Source organism: Flexivirga sp. G2 (assembly GCF_055397625.1).
The window spans coordinates 4,348,523-4,365,400 of the sequence record NZ_AP039675.1 but is presented as its reverse complement, the minus strand read 5'-3'; the positions used below and the strand labels follow the sequence as shown (position 1 = coordinate 4,365,400).

At 68.5% G+C, this 16,878-nt stretch carries 12 protein-coding genes; 8 read left to right on the top strand and 4 right to left on the bottom strand.

What is annotated here, in order from left to right:
• Nucleotides 1–41: 41 nt before the first annotated feature.
• From ACZ50J_RS21080 to ald, 3 genes are all read left to right on the top strand, one after another.
• Nucleotides 42–779, top strand: coding sequence for an ABC transporter ATP-binding protein (locus ACZ50J_RS21080; RefSeq protein WP_464299115.1), 738 nt, complete (start codon nucleotides 42–44; stop codon nucleotides 777–779).
• Nucleotides 776–1,564 carry an ABC transporter permease gene (locus ACZ50J_RS21075; RefSeq protein ID WP_464299114.1) on the top strand — a complete coding sequence of 263 codons (789 nt, stop codon included), beginning with the start codon at nucleotides 776–778 and terminating at the stop codon, nucleotides 1,562–1,564. Before ACZ50J_RS21080 ends, ACZ50J_RS21075 begins: the two co-directional genes overlap by 4 nt.
• 89 nt (nucleotides 1,565–1,653) lie before the next feature.
• On the top strand, nucleotides 1,654–2,769 hold the full coding sequence (ald, locus tag ACZ50J_RS21070) for an alanine dehydrogenase (RefSeq protein ID WP_464299113.1): 1,116 nt from the start codon (nucleotides 1,654–1,656) through the stop codon (nucleotides 2,767–2,769).
• A gap of 24 nt (nucleotides 2,770–2,793) precedes the next feature.
• Here the strand turns inward: ald and ACZ50J_RS21065 are convergent, their stop codons facing one another.
• A complete protein-coding gene (locus ACZ50J_RS21065) occupies nucleotides 2,794–3,174 on the bottom strand; it encodes a DUF1304 domain-containing protein (protein ID WP_464299112.1) in 381 nt (126 codons plus the stop codon).
• 113 nt (nucleotides 3,175–3,287) lie between these two features.
• On the opposite strand from ACZ50J_RS21065, the gene ACZ50J_RS21060 reads away from it, so the two are divergent.
• Nucleotides 3,288–4,796, top strand: coding sequence for a M1 family aminopeptidase (locus ACZ50J_RS21060; protein ID WP_464299111.1), 1,509 nt, complete (start codon nucleotides 3,288–3,290; stop codon nucleotides 4,794–4,796).
• Between the two features lie 101 nt (nucleotides 4,797–4,897).
• Here ACZ50J_RS21060 and ACZ50J_RS21055 read toward each other — a convergent pair whose 3' ends face one another.
• On the bottom strand, nucleotides 4,898–5,578 hold the full coding sequence (locus ACZ50J_RS21055; protein ID WP_464299110.1) for a class I SAM-dependent methyltransferase: 681 nt from the start codon (nucleotides 5,576–5,578) through the stop codon (nucleotides 4,898–4,900).
• A 203-nt stretch (nucleotides 5,579–5,781) separates the two neighbouring features.
• On the opposite strand from ACZ50J_RS21055, the gene ACZ50J_RS21050 reads away from it, so the two are divergent.
• Nucleotides 5,782–6,303, top strand: coding sequence for a hypothetical protein (locus tag ACZ50J_RS21050; protein ID WP_464299109.1), 522 nt, complete (start codon nucleotides 5,782–5,784; stop codon nucleotides 6,301–6,303).
• Here the strand turns inward: ACZ50J_RS21050 and ACZ50J_RS21045 are convergent.
• Both ACZ50J_RS21045 and ACZ50J_RS21040 read right to left on the bottom strand, forming a co-directional pair.
• Nucleotides 6,253–7,773, bottom strand: a complete 1,521-nt coding sequence (locus ACZ50J_RS21045) for an MFS transporter (protein ID WP_464299108.1) — start codon at nucleotides 7,771–7,773, stop codon at nucleotides 6,253–6,255. The two genes, ACZ50J_RS21050 and ACZ50J_RS21045, sit on opposite strands and share 51 nt — an antisense overlap.
• A gap of 168 nt (nucleotides 7,774–7,941) precedes the next feature.
• Nucleotides 7,942–8,241 carry an Rv0909 family putative TA system antitoxin gene (locus ACZ50J_RS21040; RefSeq protein ID WP_464299107.1) on the bottom strand — a complete coding sequence of 100 codons (300 nt, stop codon included), beginning with the start codon at nucleotides 8,239–8,241 and terminating at the stop codon, nucleotides 7,942–7,944.
• A 119-nt stretch (nucleotides 8,242–8,360) separates the two neighbouring features.
• Between ACZ50J_RS21040 and recC the strand changes: the two genes are divergently transcribed.
• From recC to recD, 3 genes are read left to right on the top strand one after another with little or no spacing between them, the layout of a single operon-like run.
• Nucleotides 8,361–11,729: an exodeoxyribonuclease V subunit gamma gene (recC, locus tag ACZ50J_RS21035; protein WP_464299106.1), complete on the top strand. Its 3,369-nt coding sequence runs from the start codon at nucleotides 8,361–8,363 to the stop codon at nucleotides 11,727–11,729.
• Complete coding sequence (locus ACZ50J_RS21030; RefSeq protein WP_464299105.1) at nucleotides 11,729–15,052, top strand: UvrD-helicase domain-containing protein; 3,324 nt, start codon at nucleotides 11,729–11,731, stop codon at nucleotides 15,050–15,052. Before recC ends, ACZ50J_RS21030 begins: the two co-directional genes overlap by 1 nt.
• Nucleotides 15,049–16,860, top strand: coding sequence for an exodeoxyribonuclease V subunit alpha (gene recD / locus ACZ50J_RS21025; protein WP_464299104.1), 1,812 nt, complete (start codon nucleotides 15,049–15,051; stop codon nucleotides 16,858–16,860). Before ACZ50J_RS21030 ends, recD begins: the two co-directional genes overlap by 4 nt.
• The last annotated feature ends 18 nt before the right edge of the window (nucleotides 16,861–16,878 follow it).

The window sequence follows — 16,878 nt, the reverse complement described above, 5'->3', positions numbered from 1 at the left end:
AAGGCACCACTCGGGTGGCGTGAACGGGGAAGGGTGCCGCGATGAGTGCGCCCGCGATCAACGTCTCGGCACTCGTCAAGGACTACGGGACGCACCGGGCGGTCGACGAGGTGTCCTTCACCGTCCGGCACGGGTCGGTCACCGGCTTCCTCGGGCCGAACGGCGCCGGAAAGTCCACCACGCTGCGCATGCTGGTCGGTCTGACACCGCCGACGTCGGGCACCGCGCACGTGCTCGGCGGGTCGTATGCCGACCTGCCCAACCCGGGTCGTCGTGTCGGGGTGCTCCTCGACGCGTCGGCCCAGCATGCCGGCCGAACGGGCCGCGAAGTGCTGCGCCTGAGCGCCATGGTGATGGGTCTGCCGCTGGACTGCGTACCCGAGATGCTCGATCGCGTCGGGCTCACCGCGTCGGAGGCGGATCGGCGCGCCGGCACCTATTCGCTCGGCATGCGCCAGCGGCTCGGTATCGGTGCCGCCCTGCTCGGCGACCCCGACGTGCTGGTGCTCGACGAACCGGCCAACGGACTCGATCCGGCGGGCATCCGGTGGATGCGTGGGTTGCTGCGCGACTTCGCCGACAGCGGTGGCGCGGTGCTGCTGTCCTCGCATCTGCTGCGCGAGATCGAAGCAGTCGCAGACGATCTGGTGATCATCGGTCGCGGTCGGGTCGTCACCGCGGGTCGCACGAAACAACTGATCGATGCCGCCGGTGGGGACCTGGAAGACCTCTTCCTGACCCTGACCGCGGGGGATGCACGGGAGGACGTCACGTCATGAGCACCGTTTCCACCATCACGCCGGCCCTCGCCGATCGCGACAGCGCCATACCGTTCGAACGGCTGGTCCGTACAGAGTTGCGCAAGATGTACGACACCCGGGCGAGCCGCTGGCTGCTGATCGCCCTCGCCGCGCTCACCCCGATCGTGATCGCGGTCCTGGTCGTCGCGCTCTCGCCGAAGGACCTCACGTTCAACAAGCTGGTCGACTTCTCGTCTACGCCGGAGAAGATGCTGTTGCCGGCGCTGGGGATCCTGGCGATGACCAGCGAGTGGAGCCAGCGGACCGGTCTGGTCACGTTCACGCTGGTGCCGCGCCGCGGCCGGGTGCTCACGGCAAAGTTCGTCGCGACGCTCTGTCTCGGGATCGCAGCAACTGCAGTGATGTTCGCGGCCTGCGCTGTCGGGAACATTCTTGGCGCGACGTTCCGGGGCGGCGACGGCAGCTGGTCGTTCGGACTCCCCGGGTTCGGCGGTATCACCCTGGTGATGCTCATCTGTCTGATCGAAGGCATGGCATTCGGTATGGCGCTCCTCGCCACTCCCGCGGCGATCGTCGTCTATTACGTCCTTCCGAACGTGTGGAGTGCCGTGTTCTCGACGGTGGGCGGGTTGAAGTCGGCCGAAGCATGGGTCGACCTGAGCGAGGCCACCGGGAACTTCTACAACGACAAGATGACCGGCACCGGGTGGTTGCAACTGCTCGTCGCCCTATCGATCTGGGTGCTGGTGCCGCTTGCGATCGGCGTATGGCGGGTCAATCGGACGGAGGTGAAGACCTCCTGACGCCCGACGGGTCTACGGTCGAAACGGAGCCGGTGCCCGGAGCGCCGATCCAGGACAAGCGACCGCACCACTCGAAGGAGCCACGCATTATGAAGATCGGAGTCCCCACAGAGGTCAAGGCGGGGGAGCACCGGGTCGGGATCACTCCCGTCGGTGTTCACGAACTCGTCCGAAACGGCCACGACGTGCTCGTGCAGCGCGGTGCCGGTGAGGGCAGTTCGATCGCCGACGGGGACTACGTCGCCGAGGGCGCCACGATCGTCGAGGCGGCCGACGACGTCTGGGGTGACGCGGACCTGGTCATGAAGGTCAAGGAGCCGATCGCCGAGGAATACCACCGGCTGCGCGAGGACCTGACGCTCTTCACCTATCTGCATCTGGCTGCGGACGAGACACTGACCCACGAGCTGCTGCGGTCCAAAGTCACCGGAATCGCATACGAGACAGTGCAATTGCCATCGGGCATGTTGCCACTGCTCTACCCGATGAGCGAGGTCGCCGGTTGCCTGGCACCGCAGGTCGGCGCGCATGCGTTGATGAAGGCGCAGGGTGGCTCCGGGGTGTTGATGGGCGGCGTCGGCGGCGTGGCCAGCGCCAAGGTCGTCGTGCTGGGTGGTGGCGTCACCGGTCAGAACGCCGCCAACATCGCGCTCGGCATGGGTGCCGACGTGACGATCCTGGACACCGATCTCGAGAAGCTGCGGATGACGTTCTGGCGCTACGACAATCGGGTTCGGCAGATCGCCACCTCGACCCTGGCGGTGCGTGAGCAGGTGCTCGGTGCCGACCTCGTCATCGGTTCGGTGCTGATCCCCGGCGCAAAGGCACCGAAGCTGGTCACCAACGAGATGGTCGCGAACATGAAGCCCGGCTCGGTGCTGGTCGACATCGCCGTCGACCAGGGTGGTTGTTTCGAGGACACCCACCCCACGACGCATGCCGACCCAACCTTCCAGGTGCACGGCAGCGTCTTCTACTGTGTCGCGAACATGCCTGGTGCAGTGCCGAATACGTCGACCTGGGCGCTGACCAACGCGACTTTGCCGTATGTCGTGCGACTCGCCAACCAGGGCTGGCGCGAGGCCCTGCGCAACGACCCGGCCCTCGGCCTGGGCCTCAACACCTATGCCGGAAAGGTCGTGTGCCAACCGGTGGCCGAGGCGCATGGCCTGGAGTATGCCGACCCCGTCAAGCTGGTCGAGTAGCGGAGGAGCGTATCGAGACCTTGCTCAGCCCGCGAACGCCAGCGCGATGAGCGCGAGCAGCGGAACCGTGCCCTGCGTCGCGGCGGCGCGTGCCTTCGAGGTGTCGCTTGCGACCAGTACGAGTGAGGCGGCGACCATCGAGCCGGCACCCGCGCCGGCGAGTGCGACCGACGCGGCGTGCGGCCCCGTCGCCCGCAGGACGACGGCGACGAACACCACGACCGCCAGGAACAAGTTGTAGAAGCCCTGGTTGAACGCCAACGGCTTTGTCTGCTCGGCCTGTTCGGCGCTCACGCCGAAGGCTGCCCGGGTACGCGGAGCGGTCCACGCGAACGACTCGAGCCAGAAGATGTAGACGTGCAACAGGCCCGCGAGGACGAGCAACACCGACGCGACGATCACCATGGCGAGATCCTACGGGCGCGTGGCTCATCGGGAAGTGCTTGAAGCATCCCTGTCGGTGTGCGAGATTCGACGTGGCGCGGGTGGGGCGCCGCGAAGCATTCGGAGGGGAACACATGCGTCGGGGATTCATCGCAGCCGTGGCAGCCATGGGCGCCGTCGGGCTTGTGGCGTGCCAGAACGACACGGACCCGGCAGGGCCACCTTCGGGTGCTCGATCGTCGCAGTCGGCCGGTGCGAGTACGACGACAGCGAGTACGGCGGCCACGGAGCCGTCATACGCACTCGCACGCTCGCATCCCGAGGCCGACAGTTACTACCCGCAGCACGGCGTGCCCTACCTCGACACGCTGCACTATCAACTCGACCTCGGTTGGCAGCCGAAGAGCAAGCGGTTGTCCGGGACGGCGACCATCGACTTCCGGGTCACCACGGACCGGCAGACCGTGCGCTTCGAGCTCGGTGCACCGCTGAAGGTAAGTAAGGTCGTGCTTGACGGCAAGCCGGTCGCCTCGAGTAGGTCCGGCAACAACGTGGTGATCAAAACCTCTGGCATCACGGCGAATTCGCAGCACACGGTCGCCATCACGTATGCCGGCACGCCGGCGCTGATCCAGGAGCCGGCGCAACGGTCCGACGTACAGAAGGACGGCTTCCACATCGGTGCGAAAGGCCAGGTGTGGGCGTTCCAGGAGCCGTTCGGCGCGTTCACCTGGTATCCCACGAGCGACCAGCCCGCGGACAAGGCCTACTACGACGCCAAGCTGACCGGGCACGACGGGCAGAAGCCGGTCTTCAACGGTCAGGTCGAGTCCACCACGGTCACCGGCAATGACACGACGACGTCGTTCCACCTCGATAAGCCGGCTGCGTCATACCTGACGACGATTGCGTTCGGGAACTACCGGCACGAGCAGGCGACCGGGCCGCACGGGTTGCCGATCAACTACTGGTACACACCCGCCGGTGCCCCGTCGATGAGCATCGTCCGGCAGGCGCCGCAGATGATCGCGTGGGCCGAGAAGCAGATCGGGCGCTACCCGTTCGCCAGTGCCGGCGCCGTCCTGGTGCCCGGCAATTCGGCGATGGAGACGCAGACACTGGTCACCATGAGCCAGGACGTCTCGGCCATGCAGGACCGGGACATCTATCGATCCGACTATGCACACGAGCTGTTCCACCAATGGTTCGGTGACGAGATCACGCCGACCGACTGGAAGGACATGTGGCTCAACGAGAGCCTGACCTTCTTCATGCAGTACCGCTACATGGAGGACTTCGACCTGCCGCCCGCCTGGGGAACGTATGCCGAGCTGCAGTCGTACGGCGACCAGGAGCTCCGTGACAGCCAGGGTCCTCCCGGCGCTTACCGGAAGGGCGACTTCGGCGATCTGAACGTCTACCTGTCCGGTGCGCTCATGCTGCACAACCTGGAAAAGGCGTATGGCACAACGAGGTTCGATGCTGCGTTGAAGGGCTGGCCGGCGACTGCGAAGTACGGCAACAGCAACCGGACCAAGTTCGCGGCATACATGAACAAGGCGCTCGGACCCAAGGCCGGCCCCTACATCACCACCTGGCTGACGGCGAAGAAGACCCCGAAGCCGCTGCCCGCACAGCCCTGACCGCCCGGTGTTTCGCGAATGACGGCTTCTTCGGCGAGTGACGGCCGTATCCGACCGTCACTCGCCGAAGAAGCCGTCACTCGGCATCGGCGACCGGTGGGTCAGGCGCGGCGGCGGGCGAGGAACGTCGAGTCGTCGATGTCGAAGGTCTCGCCGTCGCGGGTGACCCGCCGTGGCCGCTGCTCCACCACGACCGGCTCGAAGTCGTCCGACAGGCCCGGCAGCAGGTCCGCCGCCAGGAACATCGCGTCCCGCTTGCTCTTGGTCAGTTCGGTGAAGTGCGCCGCCGGCGAGTGGCCGACGACGAGTAGGTGACCGCCCGGCCGAACCGCGGCGGCGAACCGGGTGACGGCATCGACCATGCGGCCGTCCGGCAGGTGCAGGAAGTGGCTGGTGACCAGGTCGTACGAGCGGCCGTCGGCGTCGAACTCGCGCGCGTCGATCTGCCACCAGTCGGTCCGGTCGGCGACGCCGGCCTCCTGTGCGTGCTGCGCTGCGCGGGACAAACCCTTCGGGGAGAAGTCGGCACCGGTCACCCGCCAACCCTGCTGGGCCAGCCAGATGACATCGCCGCCCTCACCGCAGCCCACGTCGAGCGCGGTGCCGGGCTGCAGCTTGCCGGCCTCGGTGATCAGCTGCGGGTTGGCGTTGCCGCTCCAGACCGCATCGGTCCCGGCATACCGCTCATCCCAGGAGTCGGCCTCGAAGTAGTTCGGGTCGGCGCCGCCGCCCTCGGTCGAGTGGTCGTGTGCGTGCGCGGAGTCATCGGCGGAGGTGTGCATGAGAACAGCGTGACAATGAACGGGCCCGGTGTGAAATGCAATTGCCGAATTGGCAAATCGGACTCCGGACGGTCGGACTTCCTCGATCTGCGTACCGCGGCGAACCGTCGGCTTTACGGTGTGCTCACCGTGCACGGACTGGGAGGGGTCGCATCATGGGTACGTGGTCGCCGCGTCGGCTCCCCGGGTCTCCGGCAGCGCGTGTGGTCGTTGCATTCGCCGCACTGCTCGTGTTGTCCGCCGTCGTTGCCACCGGGTGGAACGCCGTCGACAGTTTGCGCCCGCACAGGGACTGGAATTACGAAACCTTCAGCATCGCGACCGGCCGTAGCGGCACTGTCTACTGGACGGTGACCACGGGCCTCGGAGAAGCGGGTTCGGTGTGCCTCGAGGCGGCATACGCAAAACACCCGTTGACAGCTGCGGAAGTGGATGGCCCGGAGACCGCAGCGAATTCGACCGGTGAGTGCCGATTCGGTGTGGCCGGCGACGATCCGAGCACGTCCATTCAGCTCGAGTTGCCTGATGGCGAAGTTCTCGAGGCGGGACCCCTGCCTCCGACGACGGCAGCGTTGCTCACCGAGGACGGGCGGCGTCTTCCGGCACGGACGATCAGTCGTGTGCACTATCCACTCAAGAAGTACTGGGTGGCGATCGACGCGCGGGCGGACGGCTCAGTACCCGTCGACGCTGCCGGCCGGGATCTGGTCTTTCCCGAGATGTGAGGGACGCCTGCCTCCTGCGGTGTGTGGGTTGCGGAAGAACACGACCGCGACCACGGCCAGGATCGCGATGCCGGCCGGCAGGTAGACCGCCTCACCCATCGAGCGGGCGAAGCCGTGCGCGACCAGCTCGGGCAGGTGCCCCGTATGGCGGCTGCCCTGGCTGGGGGAGACCGCCCCGGCGCTCTCGCCGAGGTGCGAGTGCAGCCGGGCCTCCATCACCGCGGCGATGGCGGCGCTACCGATGACGGCACCGACCTGGCGGGTCATGTTGTAGACGCCGGCACCCGCGCCGGCCCGTTGCGGCGGGAGCGTTCGGGTGGCGGTCACCGACAGCGGTGCCCACATGAAACCGTTGGCGACGCCGAGGACGATCAGCGGCAGCACCAATTGCCAGGTCGACGTGTGCGGGTCGATCATCGCGCCCAGCCAGAAGAGCGACACCGTCAGGCAACTCAGGCCGAAGCCGGCGATCAGCGCCGGGTGGTAGCGGTCGACGAGCTGCCCGACGAACGGAGCGAGGACCGCGCTGACGAGCGCCATCGGCACGAAGAGCAGACCCGCCTTCGTCGGCGACAGCTCCCGGACGACCTGCGCATAGAGCATGGTCGGCAGCGCGAACGAGGTGATCACGAAGCCGACGATGCTGATCGCGATGTTGGCCAGCGTGAAGTTGCGGTCCCGGAACAGCACCAGCGGCACCAGTGGATCGGACGTGATGCGCGATTGCCACCAGACGAAGACCGCCATCAGCACCACACCGACCGCGATCAGCAGCGGGACCGACACGAAGCCCCACATCGTGCCCCAGTCGTAGGACTCGCCCTCCTGGATGCCGAAAACCAGGCAGAACAGCCCGATCCCGCTGAGCGCGACACCGAGCCAGTCGAAGCTGTGCGTGTGGATCGGCAACGACGGCACCAGCCACCAGGCGAGCACGAAGCCGATGATGCCGACCGGCACGTTGATGTAGAAGATCCATTCCCAGCCCCAGCCGGTCGTGATGATGCCACCGAGCACCGGTCCGACCAGTGTCGCGACACCCGCGACCGCGCCCCACAGGCTCATCGCCTGACCGCGTCGCTCCGCGGGGAAGGTCCGGGTGATGACCGCCATCGTCTGCGGGGTCATCATCGCCGCGCCGAGACCCTGCACGACACGTGCCGCGATCAGCACGCCGATGCTGCCGGTCAGACCGCAGAGCAGCGACGCGATGGTGAAGACGGACAGCCCGGTCAGGTAGAGCCGCCGCGGACCGAATCGGTCGCCCAATCGGCCCGAGACCAGCAGCGGCACGGCATACGCGAGCAGGTAGGCGCTGGTCACCCACACGACACTGTTGATGTCGGTGTGCAGCCCCTCCTGTATGGCGGGCGTGGCGACCGAGACGATGGTCGAGTCGACCAGGATCATGAAGAACCCGACGCACAGCGCGATCAACGCGCGCCATGGATTGACCTGCTGCAACTCCACTGAGTGTGTGTCCTTCGACGGTGTGCGGGCCGCCCGAGAGGCGGACCGGAGAGGTTCTCCACTCTAGGTCGCCAGGCTGACAACGCGGTTCCGGTGATCACACCGAAAGCGCCCTCCCGGCGATGCCGGAAGGGCGCTGTGCTCGTTCGGTCTGCTCGAACGGTCTGCTCAGACTCCGGGAGGCGGCGTCTGGCCGGGCGCGGGCGGGGGCGGGGTGTCGCCCGTCTCGCCGTCACCGGCGCCGGGGCGCTGCTCGGCCAGTTTGTCCGCGCCCTTCAGGGCGGCGTCCTGTGCCTTCTCGAGCTTGTCGTGGTACTTGCCCTGGGTCTTCTCGTCGATCTTCGAGGTCAGCTTGCCGAGCATCCCGGCGAACTTGTCCTTGTTGTCGTGCGCCAGCTGCCCGGCCTTCTCCTTGGCCTGCTGGGCGGCGTCCCCGGCGTTCTTCTTGATGTCGTCGCTGTTCGGCACGGTGGATCTCCCTTGCTGGATGGACCTTCAACTATTGAACTCAAACGCCCTCATCGCAAGATGCGTTCCGTCGCGCGGCCGCCGCGTCGACGTCGGTCGGGCGTCATACAGTCGTGCCCGTGACGTTGATCCTGCACCGCGCCGAGCGCACGGACGCCCTGGCCGACGGGCTCGCACGGCTGCTGATCGACCCCCTCGAGGACCCGTTCGAGCAGGAGCTGGTCATCGTGCCGACCCGCGGTGTCGAGCGCTGGCTGGCGCAGTCGCTGGCCGGCCGGCTCGGCGTCGGTCCGCGCGGCGGTGACGGGATCTGCGCCGGGGTGCGCTTCGTCGCACCGCACTCGCTGGTCGCCCTGCTGACCGGCCGCGAGCGGGACGATCCCTGGCACCCCGACCGGTTGGTCTGGCCGCTGCTGGAGACCATCGACGCCAGCCTCGACGAGCCGTGGTGCGCCGTGCTCGCCGCCCACCTCGGGCATCGCTCGACCGATCGGCTCGCCGAGCATCGGGCCGGCCGCAGGTATGCCGTGGCGCGTCGCCTGGCCGCGCTCTTCTCGTCTTACGCGACGCAGCGGCCGCAACTGCTGAGCGACTGGGCTGCAGGCGAATTCACCGATGGCGCGGGCGGACCGCTCGACGACGACCTGCAGTGGGAGGCCCGGCTTTGGGCCGCTCTGCTGCCGCAGGTGGACGCGCCGCCGCCACACGAGCGGCATCGTGCCACCGTCGAGGCGCTGCGAAGTGGCGCCGACCCCTCGCCGAATCACATGCTGCCAGAGCGGCTTTCGTTCTTCGGGCATACCCGTATGCCGGTCACCGAACTGGAGCTGCTCGCGGCCATGGGCGAGCACCGGGACGTGCACCTCTGGTTGCCGCAGTCGTCCCGCGCACTGTGGGCAGCACTGGAGTCGCATGGATCGGGTGCGGTGCCGCGTCGTTCGGACGACAGCGCCGAGGCCGTGCGTCACCCCCTGCTGGCGACACTCGGTCGAGATGCCCGTGAGCTGCAACGCAGCATCCCGCCGCACGAGGACCGCACCGAGCTCCCCGGCGACTCACCTGAGCCGACAACGGTGCTCGGCCGGCTGCAGCAGGACCTGCACGACAATGCAGCCCCGGACAATGCCCAGCGGGCGGAGCGGGTCGTCGCGGCGGACGACCGATCCGTGCAGGTGCATGCCTGCCACGGGCCGGCCCGCCAGGTCGAGGTGCTGCGGGAGGTGCTCACCGGACTGCTGCAGGAGGACCCGACCCTCGAGCCGCGCGACATCCTGATCATGTGCCCGGATATCGAGGGCTATGCGCCGCTGATCCAGGCGGCGTTCGGCCTCGGGGAGTCCAGCGGGCATGCGCCGGCGGCCGCGCACCCGGCTCATCAACTGCGGGTCAAACTCGCCGACCGGTCCCTCGCGGCGACCAACCCGCTCTTCGAGATCGCTTCTGTCCTCATCGATTTCGCGTTCGGTCGAGTGCGTGTGAGCGAGTTGCGTGCTCTGCTCAGCACCGATCCGGTGCGTCGCCGGTTCCAACTGGACGAGGACGACCTCGCCCGTATCGCCGGCTGGACCGCCGCGGCGGAGATCCGGTGGGGCCTGGACGCGGAGCACCGGCAGCGCTTCCAGTTGGGTGGATACGACCAGAACACCTGGCAGTTCGGACTCCGCCGGCTGCTGCTCGGTGTCGCCACCACGGGCGACAGCGGGACGGTCGGCTCGGTGCTTCCGGTCGACGACGTCGCCAGTGGTGACATCGATCTGGTCGGTCGGTTCGTGGAGTGTGTCGACCGGATCGAAGCCGCAGTCGACGCGCTCGCGACCGCGCGCACGGCCGACTCCTGGATGAGTGCGCTGCGTGGGGGCGTCGCGGCGTTGTGTCTGGTGGACCGTGAAAGCCTCTGGCAGCAAGCACAATTCGACCGGGAGCTGGAGCAGGTGCGCACTCTGGCAGCCGCCGGCACACAGCTGCAGGTCAGCGACATACGCCAGCTGGTGCGCAGCCACCTCGAGGGCCGGGCGACGCGCGCGAACTTCCGCACCGGCACCCTGACCGTCTGCACGATGATGCCGATGCGATCGGTGCCGCACCGGGTCATCTGCCTGCTCGGACTGGACGACGGTGTCTTCCCGCGTGGGAACGGCACCGATGGCGACGATGTCCTGGCCCGACGCCCGATGACGGGTGAGCGGGACATCCGCAGCGAGGACCGGCAGCTGCTGCTCGACGCCGTGCTGGCAGCTACCGATCACCTCGTCGTGACCTTCAGCGGAGCCGGCGAGCACACGGGTCAGGAACGGCCACCGGCAGCACCATTGGGCGAGCTCATCGACGCCGTTCGGCGCACCGCAACCTGGCCCGAGGGACGCGATGTCGTCGTCCGACATCCGTTGCAACCGTTCGATGTTCGCAACCTGGTGCCCGGAGAGCTCGGCACAGCCGGCCCCTTCAGCTTCGACCGTCTGTCCCTCGCGGGCGCGCGTGCGGCCCAGCACCAGTCGTCCCGCGAGCCGCGACTGCTCCCGGCGCCCCTGCACACACCGTCGGTCGACGAAGTGGGGCTGGCGGACCTGCTGAAGTTCTTCGAGGACCCTGCCCGCTGGTTCGTCCGGCAGAGGTTGGACGTCGCGCTGCCGTTCGAGGTGGACGAGGTGCCCGACACCATGCCGATCGAGCTGGACGGCTTGCAGAAATGGCAGATCGGTGACCGGGCGCTCGCGGACTCGATGCGCGGCATCAGTCGGGACGAGATCTCCCGGATGGAGACGCTTCGGGGCGCCATACCTCCGGGGATGCTGGGGGCCGGGACCGTCGAGTGGGCGGTCGACGGTGTCGAGGCGGTCCGGGCGCCGATCGCTTCCCTGCTCGGCATCGAGGTGACGAGCATCGACCTCGACATCGCACTGCCCGGTGGGCGTCGACTCACCGGCACCGTCGGCGGCCTGCGCGGCGACATACACCTCGCCGTCGGCTACTCGACACTCAAGGCCAAGCAGCGGCTGCAGTCGTGGATCACGTTGCTGGCATTGGCTGCCGGAGCCCCGGAGCGCCCGTGGTGCACTGTCACCGCAGGCTGGCTGCGCGGAGGCGCTCGACGTCAGGCCGGTTACTACACCGCCGGTCCGCTCGAGGTGGACGTCGCAAGGACCCGGCTGGCCGAGCTGGTGGACGTCTTCGTGCGCGGCATGGACGAGCCGATCCCGTTGCCGTTGCAGACGTCACTGGCGTATGCCGGGGCGTTGCGTCGCTCTCCGGACCGGACTCGTGCCGCGGCATACGCTGCAGCGCAGGACTGGGAGAGCCGCAAGTTCCCCGGCGAGGCCGAGGACGCAGCGCGGCGCCTCATCCACGGCGACGTGATCGACTTCGCGACCCTGGCGCGCGAGAAGCCGCGCGACGACGAGACCTGGAACGCCGCGACGAGCCGGCTCGGGCAATACGCCCTGCGAGTCTGGCCGCCGCTGTTGGACGCTCAACGATCGGGGACCACCTGATGACCGATCAGCCCTTCGATGTGCTCGGACCGCTGCCGACCGGCACCACCGTGCTCGAGGCCAGCGCGGGCACCGGCAAGACCTGGACGATCGCCGCCCTGGTCACGCGGTATGTCGCCGAGGGCGTGCACACCCTCGACGAGCTGCTCGTGGTCACCTTCGGGCGGGCGGCGTCCCAGGAGCTGCGCGAGCGGGTGCGCGAGCACCTCGTCGCTGCTGCGGAGGCACTCGGCGAGGACGGCGGCACCTCCGACGACCCGCTGCTCGCTGCGCTGTGCGACGTGTCGCCGGGCGAACGCGCCACGCGCGCCCGCCGGCTGCGCACCGCACTGGCGGCGTTCGACGAAGCCACCATCGCGACCATCCATCAGTTCTGCCACCAGGTGCTCACCGGACTCGGCGTCGCCGGTGACTCCGATCCGGGCGCACAACTCGTGGAGGACATCGACGACCTGTTGATGGAGATCGTCGACGACCTCTACGTGCGCGGCTTCGCCGGGCAGCGGACCCGACCGGAGTTCGATCATGCCGAGGCGCGCCAGATCGCCCGGAAGGTGGCCGGCGACCCGGATGCAGTGCTGGTGCCCACCGATGCCGCGCCCGGCAGCGCTGGGGCACGTCGGGTGGGCTTTGCGCAGGCGGTGCGCGCCGAACTCGACTCGCGCAAAAGGCAATTGGGCATTCTGACCTATGACGACCTCCTCTCCCAGGTCGCCGACGCGCTGCAGGAGGAGGACGCACCCGCACGCGAACGCATGCGCCGGGCCTGGCGGGTGGTGCTCATCGACGAGTTCCAGGACACCGACCCGACCCAGTGGCAGGTCTTCGACCGAGCCTTCAGCGGACACGCCACGATGGTGCTGATCGGGGACCCCAAGCAGGCGATCTACGCCTTCCGTGGCGGCGACGTGGCGACCTACCTGCAAGCCGCCGCGACTGCCGGGCAACGCCGGACCCTGGCGACCAACTGGCGCTCCGATGCACCGCTCGTGGACGCGCTCGGTCGGCTGCTGGAGGGCGCCGCGCTCGGCGATCCGCAGATAAGGGTGCAGCCGGTCGTGGCCCAGCACCAGCAGGGACGGTTGCACGGGGCGCCCGTGTCCGGCCCGCTACGGCTTCGCTTCGCCGGCATCGACGCCGCACCCCATCGGCTCAACCGGGACGAGGACGCCGTGCTCGCGGGCCCGTGGCGGTCCGTCGTGGCAGCCGATGCCGCCCGCGACATCGCCGAGCTGCTCACCTCCGGTGCGACGTATGACGAGTCCGGTGGCTCTCGGCCGGTCACCCCGAGCGACATCGCGGTCCTCGCCGCCAAGAACAGCGAGTTGCAGTTGATCCAGCAGCAATTGCGGGCGGTCGGTGTGCCGGCGGTCCTCGGTGCCGGTGGCAGCGTCTACGCCACCCGGTCGGCCGCGGACTGGCGCACCCTGCTGGAGGCGATGGATCAGCCGCACCGCTCGGCCCTGGTGCGCGCGGCGGCGCTGACACCCTTCTTCGGGCGCACCGCCGCTGAGCTCGACGAGCTCGGTGACCAGCTCACCGATGCCACCGCGTCCCGGTTGCGCTACTTCGCCGACGTCTACCGACACCGTGGAGTTGCAGCGGTTTTCGAGCTGTGCAACCTGGATGGTCTGCCCGGGCGCGTCCTTCGACTCGTCGGCGGCGAGCGGGAGCTCACCGATCTGCGACACATCTCGGAGTCGTTGCACGCTGCGTCCTTGCGGCTCCCACCGGGCCTGCCCGCCCTCCTCGGCTGGCTGGCCGAGCAGGCCGACGCGGATCGGCCGGCCTCCGGCGACGCCCGGGCCCGACGACTCGCGAGCGATGCCGAAGCCGTCCAGCTGTCGACGATCCACGGCAGCAAGGGGCTCGAATACCCCATCGTCTACTTGCCGTTCGTCGCCGACCGCCATGTCGGCACGGCCGAACGCAACCCGCTCTTCCATCTGCCAGGTCAACCTCCGCAGCGTGCGATCTACGTCGGCGACCCGGACCGCGATGTGGCGGTCGCGGCCCGACACGAAAGCGCGGGTGAGTCGCTCCGCCTGCTGTATGTCGCCCTGACCCGCGCCCGCTCGCAGGTCGTGGTGTGGTGGGGTCAGACCAACAATGTCGAGGCATCGGCACTGCACCGGTTGCTCGTCGATCGGGACCCGACGGTGCGCACCGAGGACGGCGCGATCGCCGACACGTGCCGGCGGCTGGACGGCGCCGCCTCGGTCCAATTGCTCGAGCGATGGTCCGCCGGGAGCGGTCCGCGGTGGGAGCAGGTCGAGAAGGTCGCCGCCCCGAACGTCGAGATACCTTCTGCTACCAGCGAGTTGGCAGTCCGCTCGTTCGATCGCGCCATCGATGAGGACTGGCGGCGTACGTCATACTCCGCGTTGAGCAGGGCGTTGGACAACATCCCGGTCGCTGACGGGGTCGGCAGTGAGCCCGAACAGACCGGCACCACCGATGAGATCGACATCGTGGTGACGCCGCCTGAGGGTGGCGTGGCAACCGAGCTCGACGAGTTGTCACCCATGGCCGACCTCCCCGTCGGCGCGACCTTCGGATCCCTGGTGCACGCGGTGCTCGAGACCGTCGACGCGTCGGCGACGGACCTGAAAGCCGAGATCGCAGAACGGGTTCGGGCCGAGCTGATCCAGTGGCCCGTCGAGCTCGACACGGCTGTGTTGGTGGATGCGTTGGTGTCCGTCTACGACACCCCGCTGGGTCCGCTGGCGCCGGGTGCGACCCTGCGCGGGATCGGCCGGGACAAGCTGGCCGAATTGGAGTTCGAGCTGCCGCTCGGCGGATCAGACGTGCTCCGGCCGGTGCGGCTGGGACAGCTCGGCGACATACTCCGCCGGCATCTGCCGCCGGGAGATCCGTTGCTGCCCTACGCCGACCTGCTGCGCCACGAGGAACTCGGCGGGCAGGTGCTGCGCGGCTATCTGACCGGCTCGATCGATGTGGTGTTGCGCGTCGACGGCCGCTACCTCGTCGCCGACTACAAGACCAACTGGCTCGGCCCGGTAGACCAGCCGTTGCTGCTGGCCGCCTACGGCCCCGAGACGTTGGCCGGCGCGATGGGCCATTCGGACTACCCCCTGCAGGCGCTGCTGTATGCCGCGACGCTGCACCGCTACCTGCGGTGGCGGTCGCCCGACTACGACCCCGAGCAGCATCTCGGTGGGGTTCTCTACCTCTACCTGCGGGGGATGGCAGGCGCGAAGACCCCTGTGGTGGACGGTAATCCGACCGGGGTCTTCTCATGGAAGCCACCGACGGCGCTCGTGCTCGAGCTGTCGGATCTGCTGGACGGGGGCGTTGCATGAGTGTCGACGAGGCGATCGATTTCACCGGCCGCATTGCGCTGCGGGCCGACGGCATACTGCGAGCCGGCAATGTGGCGGGCGTCTTCGAGCCGTCGGACGTACACGTGGCCCGACGATTGAGAGATCTGGTGCAGGAGCAGGACGAGCAGGTGGTGCTCGCGATGGCTCTGGTCGTGCGCGCGGTGCGGCGCGGATCGATCTGTGTGGATCTGCGGGATTCGACCGATCCGGAGCATTTCGTGCAGGCCGAGGACGGCGACTCCGACGACGGAGTCGCAGCGGCCAGGGCGACGATGGCCGCCGATTGGCCGACGGATGGTGCTGCCTGGGTTGCGGCGGTCGGTGCGAGCGCGCTCGCTGCCGCCGGGATTCTGCGGGTGGAGCAAGGGCTGGTCTATCTCGATCGCTATCACCGCGAGGAGCGCCAGGTCGCCGACGGGCTGCGCGCCCGCATCGCGCAGGCGCCGCCCGAGGTCGACGAGGGGTCACTGCAGCTGGGGCTGGAGCGACTCTTCCCCGGTGATCGGTCCGCCGAGCAGCGGACCGCTGCACGAACCGCCGCGGGGCAGTGGACGACGGTGCTGACCGGTGGGCCCGGCACGGGCAAGACCACCACCGTGGCCGGGCTGCTCGTGCTGCTCGGGGAGCAATGGGACCGGGCCGGGTCCGGCCGGTCGTTGCGAGTTGCCCTGGCCGCGCCGACCGGCAAGGCCGCGGCACGGCTGCAGGAGTCCGTCGCCGAGGCTGCGGCACGACTGGAGCCGCAGGACGCGGGTCGTATCGGCGGGCTGGAGGCGGTGACGCTGCATCGCCTTCTCGGCTGGAACCCACGTAACCGCAACGTCTTCCGGCACAACGCCAGCAATCGGCTGGCCTATGACGTGATCGTCGTCGACGAGATGTCGATGATGTCGCTCAGCATGATGGCCAGCCTGCTCGCCGCGACCAGGGCGTCCACCCGGCTGGTCTTCGTCGGCGATGCCGATCAGTTGGCATCGGTCGACGCGGGTGCGGTGCTTGCGGACCTGGTGGACGGGTTCGACACGTTGGCACCGCAGACGGTCTGTCGGCTGTCGACGTCGCACCGGTTCGATGCCCAGATCGGGGATTTGGCAGCCGCGGTGCGGAACGGACAGGCCGATGATGCGATCGCGGCGCTGCGAGCCGGCGGGGCAGGGATCAGCTGGGTGGAGGACGAGGACCCGGGCGCCGCGCTGCGAGCGACGCTGGTCGACGGAGCGACCCGGCTCCGTGATGCGGCGGTTGCCGGTGATGTCGAGGCAGCGCTCCGGATCCTCGGCGAGCACCGTCTGCTGTGCGCGCAGCGCCGTGGACCGCGCGGGATCACGTTCTGGAACAGGCAGATTCAGGACTGGCTGTCGGAGGCGACCGGAGATCCACTGTGGGAGCCGATGTATGTCGGCCGCCCCTTGCTGGTCACGCGCAACGACTATTCGCTGGGTGTCTACAACGGTGACAGTGGCGTCGTCATACGCACCGAAGAGCTGCCGACTGCTGCGATAGAGACCTCGGCGGGAGTCCTGCGGCTGGCCGCAGGTCGCCTGTCCGAGATCGAGACGATGTATGCCATGACCGTGCACAAAAGCCAGGGCAGTGAGGCCACCCGCATCACCGTGTTGCTCCCCGAAGACGAATCCCCTTTGCTGACAAGGGAGTTGCTCTACACAGCGGTCACTCGTGCCCGGCAGCACGTGACCGTGGTCGGTAGCGAGCAGACGGTGCGCCGCGCCATCCAGGGTCGCATCAGCCGGGCGAGCGGCCTGCGCCAACGACTCGCCACCGAGTGACGGCGATACCTGCCGTCG